We start from the raw sequence: 18,030 nt of genomic DNA on the forward strand, positions 1-18,030 counted from the left end.
CGCCGTTACACATTCGCCGCTCAGTTGCATCGAGGGGCGTGCGATCTTCCCGTCACTACTCGACTTACTGGAGATCGTCACGTGCACGCACGCGCCCTGACCGCGCTCGCCATTGCAACAATCGCCGCCTGCGGTGGCGGTGACCCGAGATCCGGTGACACGGCGGCCGCCAGCGCCGCCGCCTCGTCATCCGTCGACCTCAACGGCGCCGGCGCCACCTTCCCGTATCCGATCTACTCCAAGTGGTTCTCGGACTACGCAACCGCAACGGGCGTCAAGATCAACTACCAGTCGATTGGCTCCGGCGGCGGCATCAAGCAGCTCTCCGAGCAGACGGTCGACTTCGGCGCCACCGACGGCCCCATGTCGGATGCAGAGCTGGCCAACGCAAAGGGGGGCATGGTCCTGCACTTCCCCACCGTCCTCGGCGCCGACGTGGTGACCTACAACCTCCCCGAGGTCACGACCCCATTGCGCCTGACGGGCGCCCTCGTGGCCGACATCTTCCTCGGCAAGATCACGCGGTGGAACGACCCGCGCATCGCCGCCGAGAATGCCGGCGCCGCGCTCCCCGCCAAGGACATCCTCGTCGTGCATCGCTCCGATGGCAGCGGGACCACCTACATCTTCACCGACTACCTCACCACGGTGAGCAAGGCGTGGGGCGCGGGCCCCGGGAAGGGGAAGTCGGTGCAGTGGCCGGTTGGGCTGGGCGGCAAGGGGAACGAGGGGGTCGCCGGCGCCGTGAAGCAGACACCGGGCGCCATTGGCTACGTCGAGTTGGCCTACGCCAACCAGAACAAGCTCCCCAGCGCGCTGATCCAGAACGCCGCCGGGACATTCGTACCTCCAACGATCGCCAGCATCACCGCCGCCGCCGAGGGCGCGGTCGCCGGCCTCGCCTCCGACTCCGACTATCGTGTCTCCATCGTGAACGCGCCGGGTGCCGGGGCGTATCCGATTGCCTCGTTCACCTGGCTCCTCGTGTACGAGCAGCAGGGCGACGCGGCCAAGCGCGAGAAGCTCGTCGACTTCATGAAGTGGATGTACGACTCGGGGCAGCAGAGCGCCTCGGCGCTCGACTATGCCCCGCTCCCCAAGGCGCTCGCGACGCAGCTCACGGCGCGCCTCGACCGCGTGAAGGCGGGCGCGCCCCGGTGACGTCGCCGTCGCAGCTCCCCGCGCTGGGGGCGGCGGCGCCGCCGGTGCCATCGCCCATTTTGGGTGCAGGGGGGGCGCTGGTGGGCTCGACACCCGGCGACCGGATCTATCGCCTGGTGACGACGGCGTTCGCGTGGGCCGTCCCGCTACTGCTGGGACTCATCGCGCTCGAGGTCGTCGTGGCCGCGTGGCCGGCGTTTCGCACCTTTGGCCTCGACTTCCTCACGTCGAGCCAGTGGGACGAGGTGCGGGGCAACTTCGGCGCCGCCCCGATGATCTACGGCACCGTCGTCTCCTCGGTGCTCGCCCTCGCGCTGGCCACCCCGCTGGCGTTAGGCGTGGCGGTCTTCCTGAGCGAGTTCGCGCCGACGTGGCTGCGCCAGCCGGTCGCCTTCCTCGTCGATCTCCTGGCCGCCATTCCATCGGTTGTCTACGGGTTGTGGGGGATCTTCGTCCTCCTCCCCGTGCTGCGCGAGCAGGTCATGCCCTTCCTCGCCGACACGCTCGGGCTCCGGCACACCCCGTTCTTCAGCGGAGCGGCGTACGGTCCGTCGATGCTGGCCGCCGCGGTGATCCTGGGGATCATGGTCCTCCCCTACATCTCGGCGGTGTCGCGCGAGGTCCTGATGGCCGTGCCGCGCTCGCAGCGCGAGGCCGCGCTCGCCCTCGGCGCCACCAAGTGGGAGATGATCCGGGATGCCGTGGTCCCCTACGCGCGCTCGGGGATCGTTGGCGGGATCATCCTCGGGCTGGGGCGCGCGTTAGGCGAGACGATGGCGGTCACGATGCTCATCGGCAACCGGCACGAGATCTCCTCGTCGCTCTTCGCGCCCGGCTACACGCTGGCCTCGGTCATCGCCAACGAGTTCGCCGAGGCAACGAGTGCGCTGCACACGTCCACACTGATGGCGTGCGGCGCCGTGCTGCTGGCGGTGACGCTGGTGGTGAACGTGGTGGCACGCTGGCTGGTATGGCGCGTGTCGCGGGAGGGGCGATGAACGTGAACGCGGCCGCGCCGTCGCCGTCTCCCGCGCGCCGCCCCAGCGGTGTGCAGCGCGCGGCGATGCAGCGCACCGCCCGCTCGCTGGGGCTGCGGCGCGCCACGAACGCCGTCATGCTCGGCGTGATGAACGTTGCGGCCCTCGTCGCCGTCCTCCCGCTCGTCTTCATCCTCTGGCACCTGGCGCGCGAGGGGGCCTCGTCGCTCTCGGCCGACTTCTTCACCAGGATGCCCAAGCCGGTGGGGGAAGCCGGGGGCGGGATGGCCAACGCCATCGCCGGGACGCTCGTCCTGCTGGGCATTGCGTCGCTCATCGGCCTCCCGGTCGGGGTCGGCGCGGGATTGTACCTGGCGGAGCAGCGCACCACCCGCCTTGCCGTCGCCGTGCGCTTCCTGGCCGACGTCCTCAACGGGCTCCCGTCGATCGTGATGGGGATCTTTGCCTGGCAGTTCCTCGTGCGGCCGGTGGGGCACTTCTCGGCCGCCGCGGGGGGGATCGCGTTAGGCGCGATGATGATCCCGCTCGTCACGCGCACCACCGAGGAGATGATCCGCCTCGTTCCCGTGTCGCTGCGCGAGGCGGCGCTGGCGTTGGGTTACACCCGGTGGCGGACATCGTTGGCCATCGTGCTCCGCACCGCCCTTCCCGGGATCGTGACCGGCGCGCTCGTTGCGGTCGCGCGCATTGCGGGTGAGACGGCGCCACTCCTCTTCACCGCCTTCGGCAACCAGTTCTGGTCACTCGCGCTCGACCAGCCGGTTTCGGCGCTCCCGCTCCAGATCTTCGCGTACGCCATCAGCCCGTACGACGAGTGGCACCGCCTGGCCTGGGCCGGCGCACTCGTCCTCATCGCGCTCGTGCTCGTCATATCGCTTCTCTCGCGCCTCGTCACCCGTTCACGATTCGGAGGGAGTGGTGACTGACCTCACGCTCGGCAGCCGCAAGCCATCGCCAACGCTGTTGCGGTCCCTGCCTAACGCGCCGCAGGCTCCCCCCGCGCCTAACGCGCCCCCAGCGCCTAACGCGCCGAGCGCGCCCACCGTGCGCATCGCGGTGCGAGCGCTCGACGCCTACTACGGGGCCACGCGCACCGTGCGCGACGTGAACCTTGCCTTTCACGATGGCGAAGTGACGGCCATCATCGGCCCGTCGGGATGCGGCAAGTCGACGCTCCTCCGCTGCCTCAACCGGATGCACGAGACGGCGCCTGGGGCACGCGTCGAGGGAGAGGTCCTCCTCGATGGCGCGGACATCTACGCGCGCCATGCATCACCCATCCAGGTGCGGCGGCGCATCGGGATGGTCTTCCAGCGCCCCACCCCGTTCCCCACGATGTCGATCCGCGACAACGTCGCCGCCGGCTTCAGAGGGTTAGGGGGCGAAACGCCGTCACGCCGCGACCTGGACCGCATCATCGAGCGCTCGCTGCGGGATGCCGCGCTGTGGGACGAAGTGAAGGACCGACTGAAGGACTCCGCCATCGGGCTCTCCGGCGGCCAGCAACAGCGCCTGTGCATCGCCCGCGCCCTGGCCACCTCGCCCCGCGTGGTCCTGCTCGACGAGCCCACCGCCTCGCTCGACCCCATCAGCACGCAGAAGGTGGAAGAACTCGTCTACCAACTGCGCGGCACGGTGACCGTCGTCATCGTCACGCACAACATGCAGCAGGCCGCCCGCGTCTCCAACCGCACCGCCTTCATGTTGGGCGGCGAGCTGGTGGAGGTGGCGCCCACCAGCGCGCTCTTCACCAATCCGCAGGACACACGAACGGAAGCGTACATCACAGGGAGATTCGGATGACCGTCGCAACCGGCGTCATCGAGGCGCGCGACTACTCGTTCTGGTACGGCGAGACGCAGGCGTTGCACGACATCACCCTCACGATGCCGGCGCGTTCGGTGACGGCGCTCATCGGCCCCTCCGGCTGTGGAAAGTCGACCTTCCTGCGCTCCATCAACCGGATGAACGCCCTCATTCCCGGCGCACGGCACTCGGGGGAACTCCTCCTCGACGGTGACTCGTTGCACGCGCGCACGATGGACGTGGTGGAGCTGCGCCAGCGCGTGGGAATGGTCTTCCAGCGCTGGAACCCGTTCCCCAAGTCGATCTACGACAACGTGGCGTACGGCCCGCGCATCAACGGCACGTCGTCGCGCGCCGAGCTGGATGAGATCGTGGAGGCGTCGTTGCAGCGCGCGGCGCTGTGGGACGAGGTCAAGGAACGCCTCAAGCAGAGCGCGTTAGGCCTGTCCGGGGGACAGCAACAACGCCTCTGCATCGCGCGCGCCCTCGCCAACCAACCCGAGGTCCTCCTCCTCGACGAACCCTGCTCCGCCCTCGACCCCATCGCCACGCAGAAGGTCGAGGCGCTCCTCTACGAGCTCAAGGCCGACCTCACCATCGTCATCGTCACGCACAACTTGCAGCAGGCGGCGCGCGTCGCCGACCAGACCGCCTTCTTCTACCTCGGACGCCTTGTCGAGGTGGACGCGACCGAGCGCCTCTTCACGAGCCCGCGCGAGGAGCGCACCGAGGCCTACATCACCGGGAGGTTCGGGTGAGCCCAGCGACCGAGTCCATCGGCTTTCGCCACTTCCACGATCAGTTGGCCATGCTCAAGCAGCGCCTGCTGGACATGTCGGCGCGCGCCGAGGAGCTCGTCGACCTCGCCGTGGACGCTCTGCTCACGCGCGACAAGGAAACGGCCGACGCGGTCATCCTCGGCGATCGCGAAATCGACGTCCTCGAGATAGAGGTCGAGTCGCTCGCCGTCGAGCTGCTCGCCACGCAACAGCCCATGGCGCGCGACCTGCGCTTCATCATCAGCGCCATCAAGGTCTCGAGCGACCTGGAACGCGTGGGCGACCACGCGGTCAACATCGCGCAGTCGGCGCTGCGCCTCATCGCGCTCCGCGGCACGATCACCCCCGATCCCGAGATCGAGGACATGGCGCGCCGCGCGCGTCGCATGCTCTCCGATGCGCTCGACGCTTTCATTCGCGCCGATGGCACGCTGGGGCGCGAGGTGTGCAGGGCCGACGACGCCGTCGATGCGCTGCACGACTCGCTCTTCCGCATCCTCCTCACGCACATGATGGCCGATGCGCGCACGATCAATCCGTCGCTCGAACTCCTCCTCGTAAGCCGGAACCTGGAGCGCGTCGCCGACCTCGCCACCAACATCGGCGAGGACGCGGTCTATCTGGCGGAGGGGAAGCAGATCAAGCATCGTTTCGAGGTCGACGAGCGCTCGGCGGCCGACACCGCGTAGGCTGCCTGCGCTCGCCCCTTCACCCGCGATGGCCTCTCCCGTTCGACCGCGCGTCATTCCGCTGCGCGCCAGCGCCCCACGCCCCGAGCACGGGACGCGGCTCGCCGCCATCGACATCGGCTCCAACTCCATCCGGCAGATCATCGCCGATGTCTCGCTCGAAGGGCGCATCCGCGTCCTCGACGAGATGAAGGCCGCGCCGCGCTTGGGGACCGGTCTCGATCGCACCGGGCACCTCGACGAGGATGCCATGCAGCACGCGCTCGAGGTGCTGCAACGAATGGCCACGCTCGCCGCGCAATACGCCCCGGCCAAGGTCGAGGCGGTGGCCACGAGCGCGGTGCGCGACGCCACCAACGGAAAGCAGTTCGTCGATCTCGTCAGGCGGCACACGGGGCTCCGCGTTCGCGTCCTCCACGGCGAGGACGAGGCACGGCTCGCCTTTCGCTCCGCCGTGGCCCACTTCGACCTCGCCCGCGGTCGTTCCGTGGTGATGGACATCGGCGGCGGATCGTTGGAGTTGGCCATGAGCGCCGACGGCGTGCTGGACCGACTCGTCTCGCTCCCCTACGGTGCCATCCGGATGACGGAACAGTTCCTCGGCCTGACGCCGCGCCGCAAGGATGTCCGCGCGCTCCGCGCGCACGTGCGCGACGCCATCCGCAAGGCGCTCCCGCTGCGCGACTGGCGCGGCTCGCAACTCATCTGCTCTGGCGGGACCTTCACCAACCTGGCCGGGATCTATCTCTATCGGCAGGGAACGACGAGCGCCGCCGGGCGCGTGCAGGGAACGCGCGTCCCGCGCGAGGAGCTCGAGCACATCATCGACCTGGTGCACGAATGCTCCCCCGACGAGCGCGCGCACATTCGCGGGCTCAACGTGGGACGGTCGGACATCATCCTTGCCGGCCTCGTCGTCGCCTCCGAAGTGATGGCGCGCACCGAGTCGCGCGACCTGGTGGTCTCGGCGTACGGAATCCGCGAGGGGCTCCTGCTGGAGTGCGCCGACGTGACGCCGCTCCCCGCCGACCCTGGCGAGGCGCGCGGGCGCTCGGTGCGCACGCTGGCCGAGCGTTGTCACTACGAGGCCCCGCACGCCCAGCACGTGCAACGCCTCGCGTTGCAGCTGTTCGACGCGGTGGGGGCACGCATCGGCTGCACCGCCGACGACCGCCAGGCGCTCGCCGACGCCGCGCTGCTGCACGACATCGGCTACCACATCAACTACGACCAGCATCACAAGCACTCGTACCACCTCATCCTGCACGCCGACCTGCTGGGGATGTCGCCGGTGGAGCAGGTGATCGTGGCCAACGTGGCGCGCTACCATCGCGGTGCCCCCCCCAGGCGCAAGCACCAGAACTTCGGGCGGCTCGATCGCGCCTCGCGCGAGCGCATCGTGCGCCTGGCCGCGCTGCTCCGCATCGCTGACGGCTTCGACCGCGGACACGTGGGCGGCGTGCAGCGCGTGAAGGTGCGCTGGACCGATCGCGCCATTCGCATCACCGCCGTCCCCGACCCGCGCGCCCGCGTGCTGCGCCTCGAACTGTGGGGGGCGTCGCGCAAAGCGGCGCTGCTCGAGTCGCTGGTGGGAGTGCCGGTGGAGATCGTTGCCCCCGACGGGACCGTGGTCGAGGGGCGCGACGACGAGGACGGCGACGGCGAGTAGCGCCCGCGGGCCGAGCCTAACGCAGCTTGGTGCGCTTCCCCTTGCCGCGCGACGTTGGCGGCGCGGCCGGCGCATCGCCGTTTGCGGCTGCCGGCGCGGCCGCCGCCAGCGCCGTCACCGCGCGCACCTCCGCCGTGGTGTAGCGCGAATCGGCGCGCTCCAGCCCCCAGGGGTCGCGCAGTAGCTTGCGATGCGTGGCCAGCTCGGCGTCATCGCCCGGTGACACCTGCGTGTAGGTGCCGTCAGCCGCAAGGACCCACGCCTGGCGATTGTCGGCCAGGCACGTCTCGAGCAGCGAGTACATCCGGTGCCGCAGCGCCGCGTCCTCGACCGGGACAATGACCTCCACGCGCCGCTCCAGGTTGCGCGGCATCCAGTCGGCCGAACCGATGTAGAACTCCTCCTCGGCGCCGTTGGCGAAGTAGAAAAGGCGCGAATGCTCCAGGAAGCGCCCAATGATCGAGCGCACGCGAATGCGCTCCGACACCTCGGGGAGCCCGGGGCGCAGGCAGCAGATCCCGCGCACGATGAGGTCGATGTCCACCCCGGCTTGCGACGCCTCGTACAGCGCGGCAATCACGTCGGGCGAGACAACCGCGTTCATCTTGGCGACGATCTTTGCCATGCGACCGGCGCGCGCGTGCTCGGCCTCGCGGCGGATCAGCTCGATGAAGCGCGCCTTCATGTTGGCCGGGGCAACCAGCACCTTGCGGTACTCGCGCTGCCGCGAGAAGCCGGTGAGGAGGTTGAAGACGTCGGTGCAGTCGGCGCCTATCTCGGGCTGGCAGGTGAACAACCCGATGTCGGTGTACAGGCGGGCTGTTTTGGAGTTGTAGTTCCCCGTCCCGATGTGCACATAGCGGCGAATGCCGTCGGGGTCGCGGCGCACCACGAGGGCGATCTTGGCGTGCGTCTTGAGCCCCGACAGCCCGTAGGCCACGTGCACGCCGAAGTCCTCCAGCGTGCGCGCCCAGGTGATGTTGTTCGATTCGTCACCGCGCGCCTGCAGCTCCACCAGCACCGCCACCTGCTTCCCTCGCTGCGCCGCGTTGGTCAACTGCCGCACGATCGCGCTGTCGCCCGACGTGCGATACAGCGTCGTCTTGATCGTCAGCACGTGCTCGTCCTCGGCCGCCGCCTCGAAGAAGCGCTCCACCGACGTCGCGAACGACTCGAACGGATGGTGGACCAGGATGTCGCGCTCGCGGATGGCGTCGAAGATCGAGCGCGTCGTGTCGCGCAGTTCCGGCGGCGTGAGCGGCGCGAACGGAGCGTCGCGCAGCGCCGGCACGTCGAGCAGCGCCAGCGCCATCAGGTCGCCGAGTTCGAGGAGCGTCCCCGTCTCGTGCACGTCGCGCGACGTGAGCGGGAGGACGTCGGGCTCCGTCACCTCGCGCAACTCGTCCAGGAGCAGCTGGCGGATGTGCGGCGGCGTCCCCTGCTGCACCTCCACGCGCACCACCTCGCCAAAGCGCCGCTGGAAGACCTGCTCCTCGATGGTGGCCAGGAGATCTTCCGGCTCGTCGGCCGCGGGGACGTCGAGGTCCGAGTAGCGCGTGAGCTTGAAGGTGTGGCACCCCAGGATCTCCATCCCGGGAAAGAGCGTGTCGAGGTGCGCGGCAATCAGCCGCTCCAGCGGAACGAAGCGGTGCCCGCCCCCCACCGGGATCCAGCGCGGCAGCGAGCGCGGCACCTTTACACGCGCAAAGTGCTCCCCGCCGCGCGACGGGTCGCGCAGCTCCACCGCCAGCGAGATGGAAAGGTTCGAGATGTACGGGAACGGATGACCGGGGTCGACGGCGAGCGGCGTGAGGACGGGAAAGACCTCGTGCTCGAAGAAGGCGTTCATCGCCGCCGACTCGTCAGGCGCAAGCGCCTCCATCCCGACGAGCATGATGCCGTGCGACTCCAGCGCCGGGATCAGCCGCGCATGCAGGCACTGCAGCGCGTCGCCCACCAGTTCGCGCACGCGACGGTCGATCGCCTCGAGCTGTGCCGCTGGCGACATCCCGTCGGCCGGCACCTGCTGCACCCCCGCCGCCACCTGGCGCCGCAACCCGGCCACGCGCACCTGGTAGAACTCGTCCAGGTTGGTGCTGAAGATCGAGAGGAACTTGAGCCGCTCCAGAAGCGGCGTGCGCTCGTCCAGCGCCTCGTGCAGGACGCGCGCATTGAACGCCAGCCACGACAGTTCGCGGTTGATGTAGAGCGAGGGCGCGACGGCGTGTTCGATCATGGAGGCGGCGCGGGGAGTGAGGTGCGGGCGATCGCGTCGGGCATGGTGATGACCATGCCCGCGCACGCCTCGTCACGGAAGGCTCGTCTCCCAAGCTAACGCCGGAATGGTCACCGGCGTGTCACGGTACGGCGATGCGCGAGCGCTCGCTCCCGCCGCCCGCGCGCCGTCAGACCGTGATCAGCCGCTCCAGCACCACGAGGCACAGCGCCGAGATGGCCGCCGCGGCCGGGATCGTCATGATCCACGCCCAGACGATGCGGCCGGCGATCCCCCACCGGACGGCGCTCACGCGGTTGGTCGCCCCGACCCCCATGATCGCCCCGGTGATGGTGTGCGTGGTGCTCACCGGGATCCCGAAGCGCGTCGCCAGCAGGATCGCAAAGGCCCCGGCCGTCTCGGCCGCGCTCCCCCCCACCGGGCGCAGCTTGGTGATGCGGCTCCCCATGGTGTGCACGATGCGCCACCCGCCAAAGAGCGTCCCCGAGGCAATTGCCGTGTAGGCCCCCATCTCCACCCACAACGGGATGTGGTCGCTGTTGGGGACGTAGAGGAAGTGCGCCCACCCCGTCTCCCCCGCCAGCGACATGTTCACCGATGCCAGGAGCCCGACGATGATCCCCATCGTCTTCTGCGCATCGTTGGCCCCGTGCGACAGCGAGAACAGCGCCGCGCTCCCCAACTGCACCTTGCGGAAGATCGAGTCCACGCGGCGCGGCGAGACGTGGCGGAATGTCCAGTAGATCGCCGTCATCAGGAGGAAGCCCGACGCCATGCCGATGAGCGGCGACAGGAAGATGAAGATGATCGTCTTGGTCCACCCGGCCACGATGATCGCCCCCGACCCCGCCTTGGCCACCGCTGCCCCTGCGTAGCCGCCTAACAAGGCGTGCGACGAGGAACTCGGCAGTCCCCAGTACCAGGTGATCAGGTTCCAGATGATCGCGCCCAGGAGCCCCGAGAGGATGATGTTGGGCGTCACGATCGCCGGATCGATCATCCCCTTGTGGATCGTCTTCGCCACCGCCGTCCCCACCGTGAACGCCGCCACGAAGTTGAAGAAGGCGGCCCACACCACCGCCGTCAGCGGGCTCAGGACGCGCGTCCCGACGATCGTGGCAATGGAGTTGGCGGAATCGTGGAAGCCGTTGATGAAGTCGAACACGAACGCGATCAGCACGATCGCGAGTACGTAGGTGACCACGGCTTACGAGTTCTTGAGGGAGATGCTCTCGAGGACGATGGCCACCGTCTGGCAGCGGTCCAGCGTCTCCTCGATCGTGTCATAGATCTCCTTCCACTTCATCACGTCGAGCGGGTCGGGACGCCCGGAGAAGAGCTGCCCCATCGCGTTGTGGTACACGGTGTCGCCCTCGGCCTCCAGGCGCTTCACCTCGCGCGTGGCGATGGCGACCGCGCGCGGGTCGCGAATCGCGTTCACCGCCTTTTCCAGCTGACGGACCGACTGCGTGAGGATCTCGCACAGCTTCTTGGCCGGCTCGCGCGTTTCGTTCAGGTGGAACATCTGCGCGCGGCGCGCCGTCCCGTCGATCAGGTCGACGACGTTGTCCAGCTCCTGCGTGAGGTTGTGGATGTCCTCGCGATCGAGCGGCGTGATGAAGCTCTTGTCGAGGCGCGTGCTGACTTCGTGCGTGATGTGATCGGCTTCGTGTTCCACTTCCTTGATCTGGGCCGCGATCTCGTCCAGCCGCTCGGGCTGGGTGAACATGTCGCGCAGGAGCGAGGCCGAGGAGATGAGCTTGGTCGACAGCGCGTTGAAGAGGTCGAAGAAGCCTTCGTCGCGCGGAATGAGGCGAAAAGCCACGGGAGGTCTCGAGCTGGGGGCGGCGCCTTCGATCCGGAAGCGGTCGCCTCGCGGGTCAAGCGCCGTGACGGAAACGTTGCCACGTCGCGACAAAAAAATATGCCGCCGGGGAGCCCGGCGGCAGACGAATCATCACGACCACGTAACGATTCGCATGAGACCGGTCAGTACGGTCCCGCTGCGTGCGACCCGGTGGCGCAGGTCGCACACCCCGTGGAGTGCTGCGACGCCAGCGACAGGAGGTCGTTGAGGGGGAGCGGCCCCTGCCCCAGGCACTTGGCCATCGAGACCCCGCTCGACGTCCCGATGCGGGTGGCGCCGTTGGCGATCATCTTGAGCGCCGCCTCGCAGTCGCGCACGCCACCCGACGCCTTGACCCCCATCGCGTCCCCCACCACGAGGCGCATCAGCGCCACCGCCTCGGCGCTCGCACCGCCGGCGGCGTGGAAGCCGGTCGACGTCTTCACGTACTGCGCGCGCATCTCCTTGGCGATCGCGCACACCTTGATGATCTCCACCGGCGACAGCGCCGCCGATTCGATGATCACCTTCACCAGGCGCCCCTGCGCCCCCTCGACCACGGCGGCGATGTCGTCGGCCACGTGAGCCCAGTCGCCGCTCTTGAGGTGCCCCAGCGCGATCACCATGTCGAGCTCCGTCGCACCGTGCTCCACGGCCAGCGCCGCCTCGCGTCGCTTGATCTCGGAGGTGTTGGCGCCTAACGGGAAGCCGATCACCGTCGCCACCTGCACCGGGGTGCCGCGCAACCGCTGGGCGCAGCGGCGCACCCAGACCGGGTTCACGCAGACCGCGGCGAAGCGGTGCTCCTTGGCCTCGTCGCACAGCTTGTCGATCTCGCTGGCGGTCGCCTCGGCCTTGAGCAGCGTATGATCGATGAAGTCGGCCATGCGCGCGTTCTGGCGCACGAAGGTGACGCCGGGCGGGGCACCGGGTGTACCGCCGGCGCCGCCAGCGCTGGTGGCCGCGTTGGCCACGTTGGCCGCGTTGGCCGCGTTTGCCGCGTTGGCCGCGCTAGCCGCGTTGGCCGCGGTGGCGCGATCCCCCGCCGCCAACTCGCGCGCGATCTCGCGCGCCAACGCCTGCAATCTCTCCGTCACCGTCCCTCCTCCGGGACTTCGCCGTCTTCCAGGTCCACGCGATCCACCACCCCCACCACCACCGCCTGCGCCGGGATGCGCGCGCTCTTCGACAGCGACCGCGCCGCCCCCCCTTCCTGCACCACAAGGACGCGCTCCCCAACCCCGACGCCAACAACGTCCAGCGCCACAATCTCCGCCCCCTCCTCGTCCCCCACCGTCGTCAGGCGACGGATGAGCAGGAGCTTTCGCCCGGCCAGCTCGCCATGCCGGTGCGTGGCCACCACCTCACCCACGACGCGCGCGATGAACATCGTCAGCGCCCCGCAGGCGTCAGCGGCCCGGACCGGAGGGCGCTACGCATCGAGCGTCCGCACGGGCACCCCGCCTTCAGCCGCCGCTTCGCCCTTGGGCACCACGTGGCACCAGTCGACCTTGGCCACGATCCCCGCGTCCACCGCCGCCAGCGGCTCCTCCAGCGTCATGGCCGCCTCGCGCGAGGTGATGTAGACGACCACCTCCCCCGGCCCCACCCCCACGCGATCGATCGCCACGATGGGCTTCCCCGCCGGCTCACCAGTGGCGGTGAGCGGCTGGATCCACTGCAGCGGAATCGCCGTCAGCGTCTCCTGCTTCACCGTCGCCACGAGGCGTCCCATCACGCGCGCCAGATGCATGCGCCAAAGCTGGAGCCGTCCATCGCCACGGGGTAGTGGCTTACGCCGTCAGTCAAAGACGCGCCGAGCATCGGAGACCGCGCGCCGCCGCCGCACGAACTCGCGATCCTGGAAGAAGCGGATCAGCACCACGCCGGCCACGAAGCCTCCCACGTGCGCCCAGACCGCGACGCCGCCCGACACCTCGCGCCGCAGCGACATCAACTGCGGAAGCCCGCTCAGCACCTGCAGCCCGAACCACCACAGCAAAACGATCCACGCCCGGATGTGCACGATGAGCGGGTAGATGATGATCGGGATCAGCATCTTGACCCGCACGTGCGGATAGAGGACGAGGTACGCCCCCATGATCCCCGAAATGGCCCCCGACGCCCCCACTGTCGGCACGGGCGAGGTAGGGTCGAGCGCCACGTGCGCCCCCGCCGCCGCCAGCCCGCACAAGAGATAGAAGGCGAGGAAGCGCACATGCCCCATGCTGTCCTCGACGTTGTTCCCGAAGACCCAGAAGAAGAGGCAGTTCCCCAGCAGGTGCATCCAGCTCCCGTGCAGGAACATCGAGATCAGCGGCGTCAGCACATTGATGGGCTGCGCGTCCACCGAGCATGCCATCCCCGGGCCGATCGGCACCGCCTCGCCCAGCGGCGCCATCCGTGTCACCTCACCCGGCACCATCCCCAGGTCGCAGACCGTCGCCGCCAGGCGCGTCGCGTCCATCCCGCCCCCCTGCACCAGGACCCACACCCCCACCGTGACGGCCAGGAGGAGGTACGTCATGTACGGCGTGTCGAGCGTCGGGTTGTCGTCGCTGAGCGGGATCATGGCCGGGGACGGTCGTGGGGCTGATTCTGCGCGCTGCACCCTCGCGCCACTCCGCCGAAATCGCAAGCACCCGCCAAAATCCCCGGCGAATCTCCCCTCCACCTGCCATTCTGACGCCTTTCCCCGGTCCCGGACTTGCCCTGAACGCGCGCGAGGCTTCCAGAGCCCGCAACACCTACTCATCCAGAATCCATCATGGCAGACAAGGTTATCGGCATCGACCTGGGGACCACCAACTCGGTCGTCGCGGTCATGGAAGGGGGCGACCCGGTCGTGATCCCCAACTCCGAAGGCGGGCGCACCACGCCGTCCGTCGTCGGCTTCACCAAGGACGGGGAGCGCCTGGTCGGGCAGATCGCCAAGCGTCAGGCCGTCACCAACCCCAAGAACACCGTCTTCTCGATCAAGCGCTTCATGGGGCGCAAGAGCTCCGAGGTCACCGAGGAGTCCAAGCGCGTCCCCTACGCCATCGTCTCGGGCGCCAACGACCAGGTCTCGGTCGAAGTGGGTGGAAAGCGCTTCTCTCCCCCCGAGATCTCGGCGATGATCCTGCAGAAGATGAAGCAGACCGCCGAGGACTACCTCGGACACTCGGTATCCAAGGCGGTCGTCACCGTCCCCGCCTACTTCAACGATTCGCAGCGCCAGGCCACCAAGGACGCCGGGCGCATTGCCGGCCTCGAGGTGCTCCGCATCATCAACGAGCCCACCGCGGCCGCGCTAGCCTACGGCCTGGACAAGAAGAAGGACGAGAAGGTCGCCGTCTTCGACCTGGGCGGCGGGACGTACGACATCTCCGTCCTCGAGCTCTATGACGTCGACGGCACGCGTCAGTTCGAGGTCAAGTCGACCAACGGCGACACCCACCTCGGCGGCGACGACTTCGACCAGCGCGTCATCGACTGGCTGGTCGGCGAGTTCAAGCGCGACCAGGCCATCGACCTTTCCAAGGACCCGATGGCGCTCCAGCGCCTCAAGGAAGCGGCCGAGAAGGCAAAGTGCGAGCTGTCGTCGACCATGTCGACCGACATCAACCTCCCCTTCATCACCGCCGACCAGTCGGGGCCAAAGCACCTCAACTACTCGCTCACCCGCGCCAAGTTCGAGCAGCTGGTGGATGACCTCATCCAGCGCACCCTCGAGCCAATGAAGAAGGCGCTGGCCGATGCCGGGCTCAAGCCGTCGGAGATCGACGAGGTCCTCCTCGTCGGTGGCTCCACGCGCATCCCGAAGATCCAGGCCGCGGTGAAGGAGTTCTTCGGCAAGGAGCCCAACAAGGGCGTCAACCCCGACGAGGTCGTCGCCATCGGCGCCGCCGTCCAGGGCGCCGTCCTCACCGGCGAGCAGAAGGATGTCCTCCTCCTCGACGTCACCCCGCTCTCGCTCGGCATCGAGACTTTAGGCGGCGTGATGACCGTGCTCATCCCGCGCAACACCACCATCCCCACGCGCAAGACCGACGTCTTCTCCACCGCCGACGACAACCAGACCACGGTCGAGATCCACGTCCTGCAGGGCGAGCGCGAACTGGCCATCCACAACAAGACCGTCGGCAAGTTCCAGCTGACGGGGATCCCGCCCGCACCGCGCGGCATGCCGCAGGTCGAGGTCGGCTTCGACATCGACGCCAACGGCATCCTGCATGTGTCGGCCAAGGACAAGGCCACCGGGAAGGAGCAGAAGATCCGCATCGAGTCGTCGAGCGGTCTGTCGAAGGACGAGATCGACCGCATGGTGCGCGACGCGGAGAAGAACTCGGCCGACGACAAGAAGCGCCGCGAGGAGATCGACACGCGCAACCGCCTCGATTCGCTGGCCTACGAGGTGGAGAAGAACTCGAAGGAGTGGTCCGAGCGCCTGGCCCCCGAGATGAAGTCGCGTCTCGAGGGCGCCGTGGAGCGCGCCCGCAAGGCGCACCGCGGCGACGACATGGCGGAGATCAAGTCCGCCTTCGACGAGCTGTCCACCGCGTACCAGGAAGCCGGCCGCTCGCTCTACGCGCAGCAGCAGGCCGCCGGTGAGCAGCCGCCTGCCGGTGAACCGGCCGCCGACGGCGCCGGCGCCCAGCAGCCCAAGGCCGACGACGTGGTGGAGGCCGACTACGAGATCGTCGACGAACCCAAGAAGTCGTAGCGCCGCGTAATCTCCGGTTGAGGGTGGGGGGCGTAGCTTCATCTCCACGGTCCCCCCACCCTTCGGAGCGGTCACCATCCGTGCTGAGGCGCCCCTGAACGCCTCACCCCCGCCGAAGGTCGGTCTCCCGGAACCGGGTACCGACCTTCGCGACTTCTTCGTAGAGTGAAGAAGCAACGTTTCAGGGAACCAGATGTGACTAGTGTCGTAGGAAAGGAAAGCGCCCGCTTCTTCTCGTTCGATGGGCCCCAGCCATCGCTGGGCTGCTCGCTTCGCTCGCATCTTCTCGTCTTCTGGTGCTCATGATGAAGTCACCGATTTCCTCTCGCCTGAAGCTCGCCGGCGCGGTCGCCATCGCCTTCGCCTGCGGGTTGGTCTTCGCGTCGGGGCTCGACCTCACGCGCTTTGGCTACGCCCAGCAGTCCCGCAACGGGATCCTGCGCCCGGCCAGCAACCCGGCCTACGCGCCCCCCGCCAACGTGGAGTCGCTCAACGCCTCGTTCGTCGGCATCTCGGAGCAGGTCACCCCGGCCGTCGTCTCCATCGAGGCCGAGCGCTCCGAGCCCAAGCGCGTGCAGCAGCGCAACCCCAACCAGCGCCGCCAGGCGCCCCCGGGGCTGGAGGACTTCTTCCAGCAGTTCGATCCCCGTCAGGAGCAACCCATGCAGTCCAGCGGCTCGGGTTTCATCGTGTCGCCGGAAGGGTACATCCTGACCAACAACCACGTCGTGGCCGACTTCGACCGGCTCACCGTCAAGCTCACCGACAACCGCATCTTCAAGGCGCACCTGGTGGGGCGCGACTCGACGACCGACGTGGCCGTGATCAAGATCGACGGCGCCACGAGCCTCCCCGTCGCCACGTTAGGCAGTGACGACAACGCCCGCGTGGGCGAGTGGGTCCTGGCCATCGGCAACCCGCTGGGCCTGGAGCACACCGTCACCGCCGGCATCGTCAGCGCCAAGGGGCGCGGCAGCGCCGACATCAACCTGTTCCAGAGCCAGTACGCCATCTCGGACTTCATCCAGACCGACGCGGCCATCAACCCCGGCAACTCCGGCGGCCCGCTGGTCAACATTCGCGGTGAGGTCATCGGCATCAACTCGGCCATCGCCACACGCACCGGCTACTACCAGGGGTACGGCTTCGCCATCCCCATCGGCCTGGCGCGCGACGTGATGGACGACCTCATCAAGCACGGACGCATTCGCCGCGCGGTGATTGGCGTGAGCATTCGCGACGTGAGCGCCGCCGATGCCGCGGCCGCCAAGCTCACCGAGGTGCGCGGCGTGCAGGTGGGCGGCTACACCACCGACGACTCCCCCGCCAGGCGCGCCGGGCTGCAGGAAGGCGACATCATCCTCAAGGCCGACGGCAAGGTCGCCGACCGCGTGGGGACGCTGCAGCGCATCATCCGTTCGCACGAGCCGGGTGAGACCGTCGAGCTCGAGGTGAACCGCTACGGGCAGATGAAGACGTTCAAGGTGAAGCTCGCCGAGGCCCCTAGCGAGCCGCAGCAGGTGGCGCGCGCCGAGGGCAAGGGCGATGACGAACCCGCCGCCTCGGCGGGGACTACCTCGAGCAAGCTGGGGATCACCGTGGAACCGGTGAGCGCCGAATTCGCCCGCCAGGCCAAGGTTCCCGAGGAGCGTCGCGGGCTTCGCGTGATGGACGTGGACCCGCAGGGCGGAGCGCGCCAGCTCTTTGTCGCCAACGGGATCGACATCATCGTCGAGGTCATCTACCCCGCCCCGCGCAAGCCCGTCCGCACCGCAGCCGAGCTGCAGACCGCTGTGGCCAAGGTCAACGCCGGCGAGTACGTGTCGCTCCTCGTGTACAACGCGCAACAGCAGAGCACGCGCGTGGTCTCGGTGAAGGTCGGGGGCGAGTAGGGGCAACACCGCGGCAATGGTGGAGCAAGGAGCCCGGTGCGTGACGCGCGCCGGGCTTCGTCCGTTCCGGGGGGTGGTGGCGGCGGTTAGCTTGTCGGGCGTTGTGCTGGGCAGTTGGAAAGAGCACTGTGTTCGAGCATTGTGTTCGAGCATTGCGGGAGTGGCGGAACTGGCAGACGCGCTGGACTTAGGATCCAGTGCCGCAAGGCGTGTGGGTTCGAGTCCCACCTCTCGCATTGACAAGACAGT

The 18,030-nt window shown here is 68.5% G+C and carries 15 protein-coding genes and 1 tRNA gene; 9 read left to right on the top strand and 7 right to left on the bottom strand.

Annotated elements, in window-relative coordinates; translation table 11 throughout:
• The first annotated feature begins 81 nt into the window (after positions 1–81).
• The 6 genes from pstS (at position 82) to IT359_20360 (ending at position 7,102) form a co-directional block, all read left to right on the top strand.
• The gene (pstS, locus tag IT359_20335; GenBank protein ID MCC6931348.1) at positions 82–1,161 is read left to right on the top strand and encodes a phosphate ABC transporter substrate-binding protein PstS; all 1,080 of its coding nucleotides are present in this window, start codon (positions 82–84) and stop codon (positions 1,159–1,161) included.
• Positions 1,162–1,241: 80 nt separating this feature from the next.
• Positions 1,242–2,159: a phosphate ABC transporter permease subunit PstC gene (pstC, locus tag IT359_20340; protein MCC6931349.1), complete on the top strand. Its 918-nt coding sequence runs from the start codon at positions 1,242–1,244 to the stop codon at positions 2,157–2,159.
• A 65-nt stretch (positions 2,160–2,224) separates the two neighbouring features.
• Entirely contained in the window at positions 2,225–3,085 is an 861-nt protein-coding gene (gene pstA / locus IT359_20345) for a phosphate ABC transporter permease PstA (GenBank protein ID MCC6931350.1), read from the top strand.
• 231 nt (positions 3,086–3,316) lie between these two features.
• On the top strand, positions 3,317–4,723 hold the full coding sequence (locus IT359_20350) for a phosphate ABC transporter ATP-binding protein (protein ID MCC6931351.1): 1,407 nt from the start codon (positions 3,317–3,319) through the stop codon (positions 4,721–4,723).
• The gene (phoU, locus tag IT359_20355; protein MCC6931352.1) at positions 4,720–5,433 is read left to right on the top strand and encodes a phosphate signaling complex protein PhoU; all 714 of its coding nucleotides are present in this window, start codon (positions 4,720–4,722) and stop codon (positions 5,431–5,433) included. The genes IT359_20350 and phoU overlap by 4 nt, the downstream gene beginning before the upstream one ends.
• Before the next feature lie 28 nt (positions 5,434–5,461).
• Positions 5,462–7,102 carry a Ppx/GppA family phosphatase gene (locus tag IT359_20360; GenBank protein MCC6931353.1) on the top strand — a complete coding sequence of 547 codons (1,641 nt, stop codon included), beginning with the start codon at positions 5,462–5,464 and terminating at the stop codon, positions 7,100–7,102.
• Between the two features lie 16 nt (positions 7,103–7,118).
• On the opposite strand, the gene ppk1 is transcribed toward IT359_20360, so the two are convergent.
• From ppk1 to IT359_20395, 7 genes are all read right to left on the bottom strand, one after another.
• Positions 7,119–9,338 (bottom strand): polyphosphate kinase 1, encoded by a 2,220-nt coding sequence (ppk1, locus tag IT359_20365; GenBank protein ID MCC6931354.1) that lies wholly within the window; start codon positions 9,336–9,338, stop codon positions 7,119–7,121.
• A 169-nt stretch (positions 9,339–9,507) separates the two neighbouring features.
• A complete protein-coding gene (locus tag IT359_20370) occupies positions 9,508–10,542 on the bottom strand; it encodes an inorganic phosphate transporter (GenBank protein ID MCC6931355.1) in 1,035 nt (344 codons plus the stop codon).
• Between the two features lie 3 nt (positions 10,543–10,545).
• Entirely contained in the window at positions 10,546–11,163 is a 618-nt protein-coding gene (locus tag IT359_20375; protein MCC6931356.1) for a DUF47 domain-containing protein, read from the bottom strand.
• 164 nt (positions 11,164–11,327) lie between these two features.
• Positions 11,328–12,071, bottom strand: a complete 744-nt coding sequence (gene deoC / locus IT359_20380; protein MCC6931357.1) for a deoxyribose-phosphate aldolase — start codon at positions 12,069–12,071, stop codon at positions 11,328–11,330.
• 206 nt (positions 12,072–12,277) lie between these two features.
• The gene (locus IT359_20385) at positions 12,278–12,574 is read right to left on the bottom strand and encodes an ethanolamine utilization protein EutN (protein ID MCC6931358.1); all 297 of its coding nucleotides are present in this window, start codon (positions 12,572–12,574) and stop codon (positions 12,278–12,280) included.
• Between the two features lie 42 nt (positions 12,575–12,616).
• Positions 12,617–12,937 carry a hypothetical protein gene (locus tag IT359_20390; GenBank protein ID MCC6931359.1) on the bottom strand — a complete coding sequence of 107 codons (321 nt, stop codon included), beginning with the start codon at positions 12,935–12,937 and terminating at the stop codon, positions 12,617–12,619.
• Between the two features lie 48 nt (positions 12,938–12,985).
• Positions 12,986–13,756, bottom strand: a complete 771-nt coding sequence (locus IT359_20395; GenBank protein ID MCC6931360.1) for a rhomboid family intramembrane serine protease — start codon at positions 13,754–13,756, stop codon at positions 12,986–12,988.
• 195 nt (positions 13,757–13,951) lie between these two features.
• Between IT359_20395 and dnaK the strand changes: the two genes are divergently transcribed.
• The 3 genes from dnaK (at position 13,952) to IT359_20410 (ending at position 18,017) form a co-directional block, all read left to right on the top strand.
• The gene (gene dnaK, locus IT359_20400) at positions 13,952–15,889 is read left to right on the top strand and encodes a molecular chaperone DnaK (protein ID MCC6931361.1); all 1,938 of its coding nucleotides are present in this window, start codon (positions 13,952–13,954) and stop codon (positions 15,887–15,889) included.
• A 302-nt stretch (positions 15,890–16,191) separates the two neighbouring features.
• Positions 16,192–17,781 (top strand): Do family serine endopeptidase, encoded by a 1,590-nt coding sequence (locus tag IT359_20405; GenBank protein ID MCC6931362.1) that lies wholly within the window; start codon positions 16,192–16,194, stop codon positions 17,779–17,781.
• Between the two features lie 154 nt (positions 17,782–17,935).
• Positions 17,936–18,017 (top strand) — tRNA-Leu (locus IT359_20410).
• Positions 18,018–18,030 lie beyond the last annotated feature (13 nt).

Source organism: Gemmatimonadaceae bacterium (genome assembly GCA_020852815.1).
Classification (GTDB): domain Bacteria; phylum Gemmatimonadota; class Gemmatimonadetes; order Gemmatimonadales; family Gemmatimonadaceae; genus SCN-70-22.

Excerpts from the sequence above, each read along its gene's own strand:
- ppk1 (MCC6931354.1), bottom strand. The coding sequence starts at position 9,338 with ATGATCGAACACGCCGTCGCGCCCTCGCTCTACATCAACCGCGAACTG.
- pstA (MCC6931350.1), top strand. The coding sequence starts at position 2,225 with ATGCAGCGCACCGCCCGCTCGCTGGGGCTGCGGCGCGCCACGAACGCC.
- IT359_20350 (MCC6931351.1), top strand. The coding sequence starts at position 3,317 with ATGCGGCAAGTCGACGCTCCTCCGCTGCCTCAACCGGATGCACGAGAC.
- deoC (MCC6931357.1), bottom strand. The coding sequence starts at position 12,071 with ATGGCCGACTTCATCGATCATACGCTGCTCAAGGCCGAGGCGACCGCC.
- IT359_20360 (MCC6931353.1), top strand. The coding sequence starts at position 5,462 with ATGGCCTCTCCCGTTCGACCGCGCGTCATTCCGCTGCGCGCCAGCGCC.
- IT359_20385 (MCC6931358.1), bottom strand. The coding sequence starts at position 12,574 with ATGTTCATCGCGCGCGTCGTGGGTGAGGTGGTGGCCACGCACCGGCAT.
- IT359_20390 (MCC6931359.1), bottom strand. The coding sequence starts at position 12,937 with ATGCATCTGGCGCGCGTGATGGGACGCCTCGTGGCGACGGTGAAGCAG.
- IT359_20395 (MCC6931360.1), bottom strand. The coding sequence starts at position 13,756 with ATGATCCCGCTCAGCGACGACAACCCGACGCTCGACACGCCGTACATG.
- dnaK (MCC6931361.1), top strand. The coding sequence starts at position 13,952 with ATGGCAGACAAGGTTATCGGCATCGACCTGGGGACCACCAACTCGGTC.
- IT359_20405 (MCC6931362.1), top strand. The coding sequence starts at position 16,192 with ATGATGAAGTCACCGATTTCCTCTCGCCTGAAGCTCGCCGGCGCGGTC.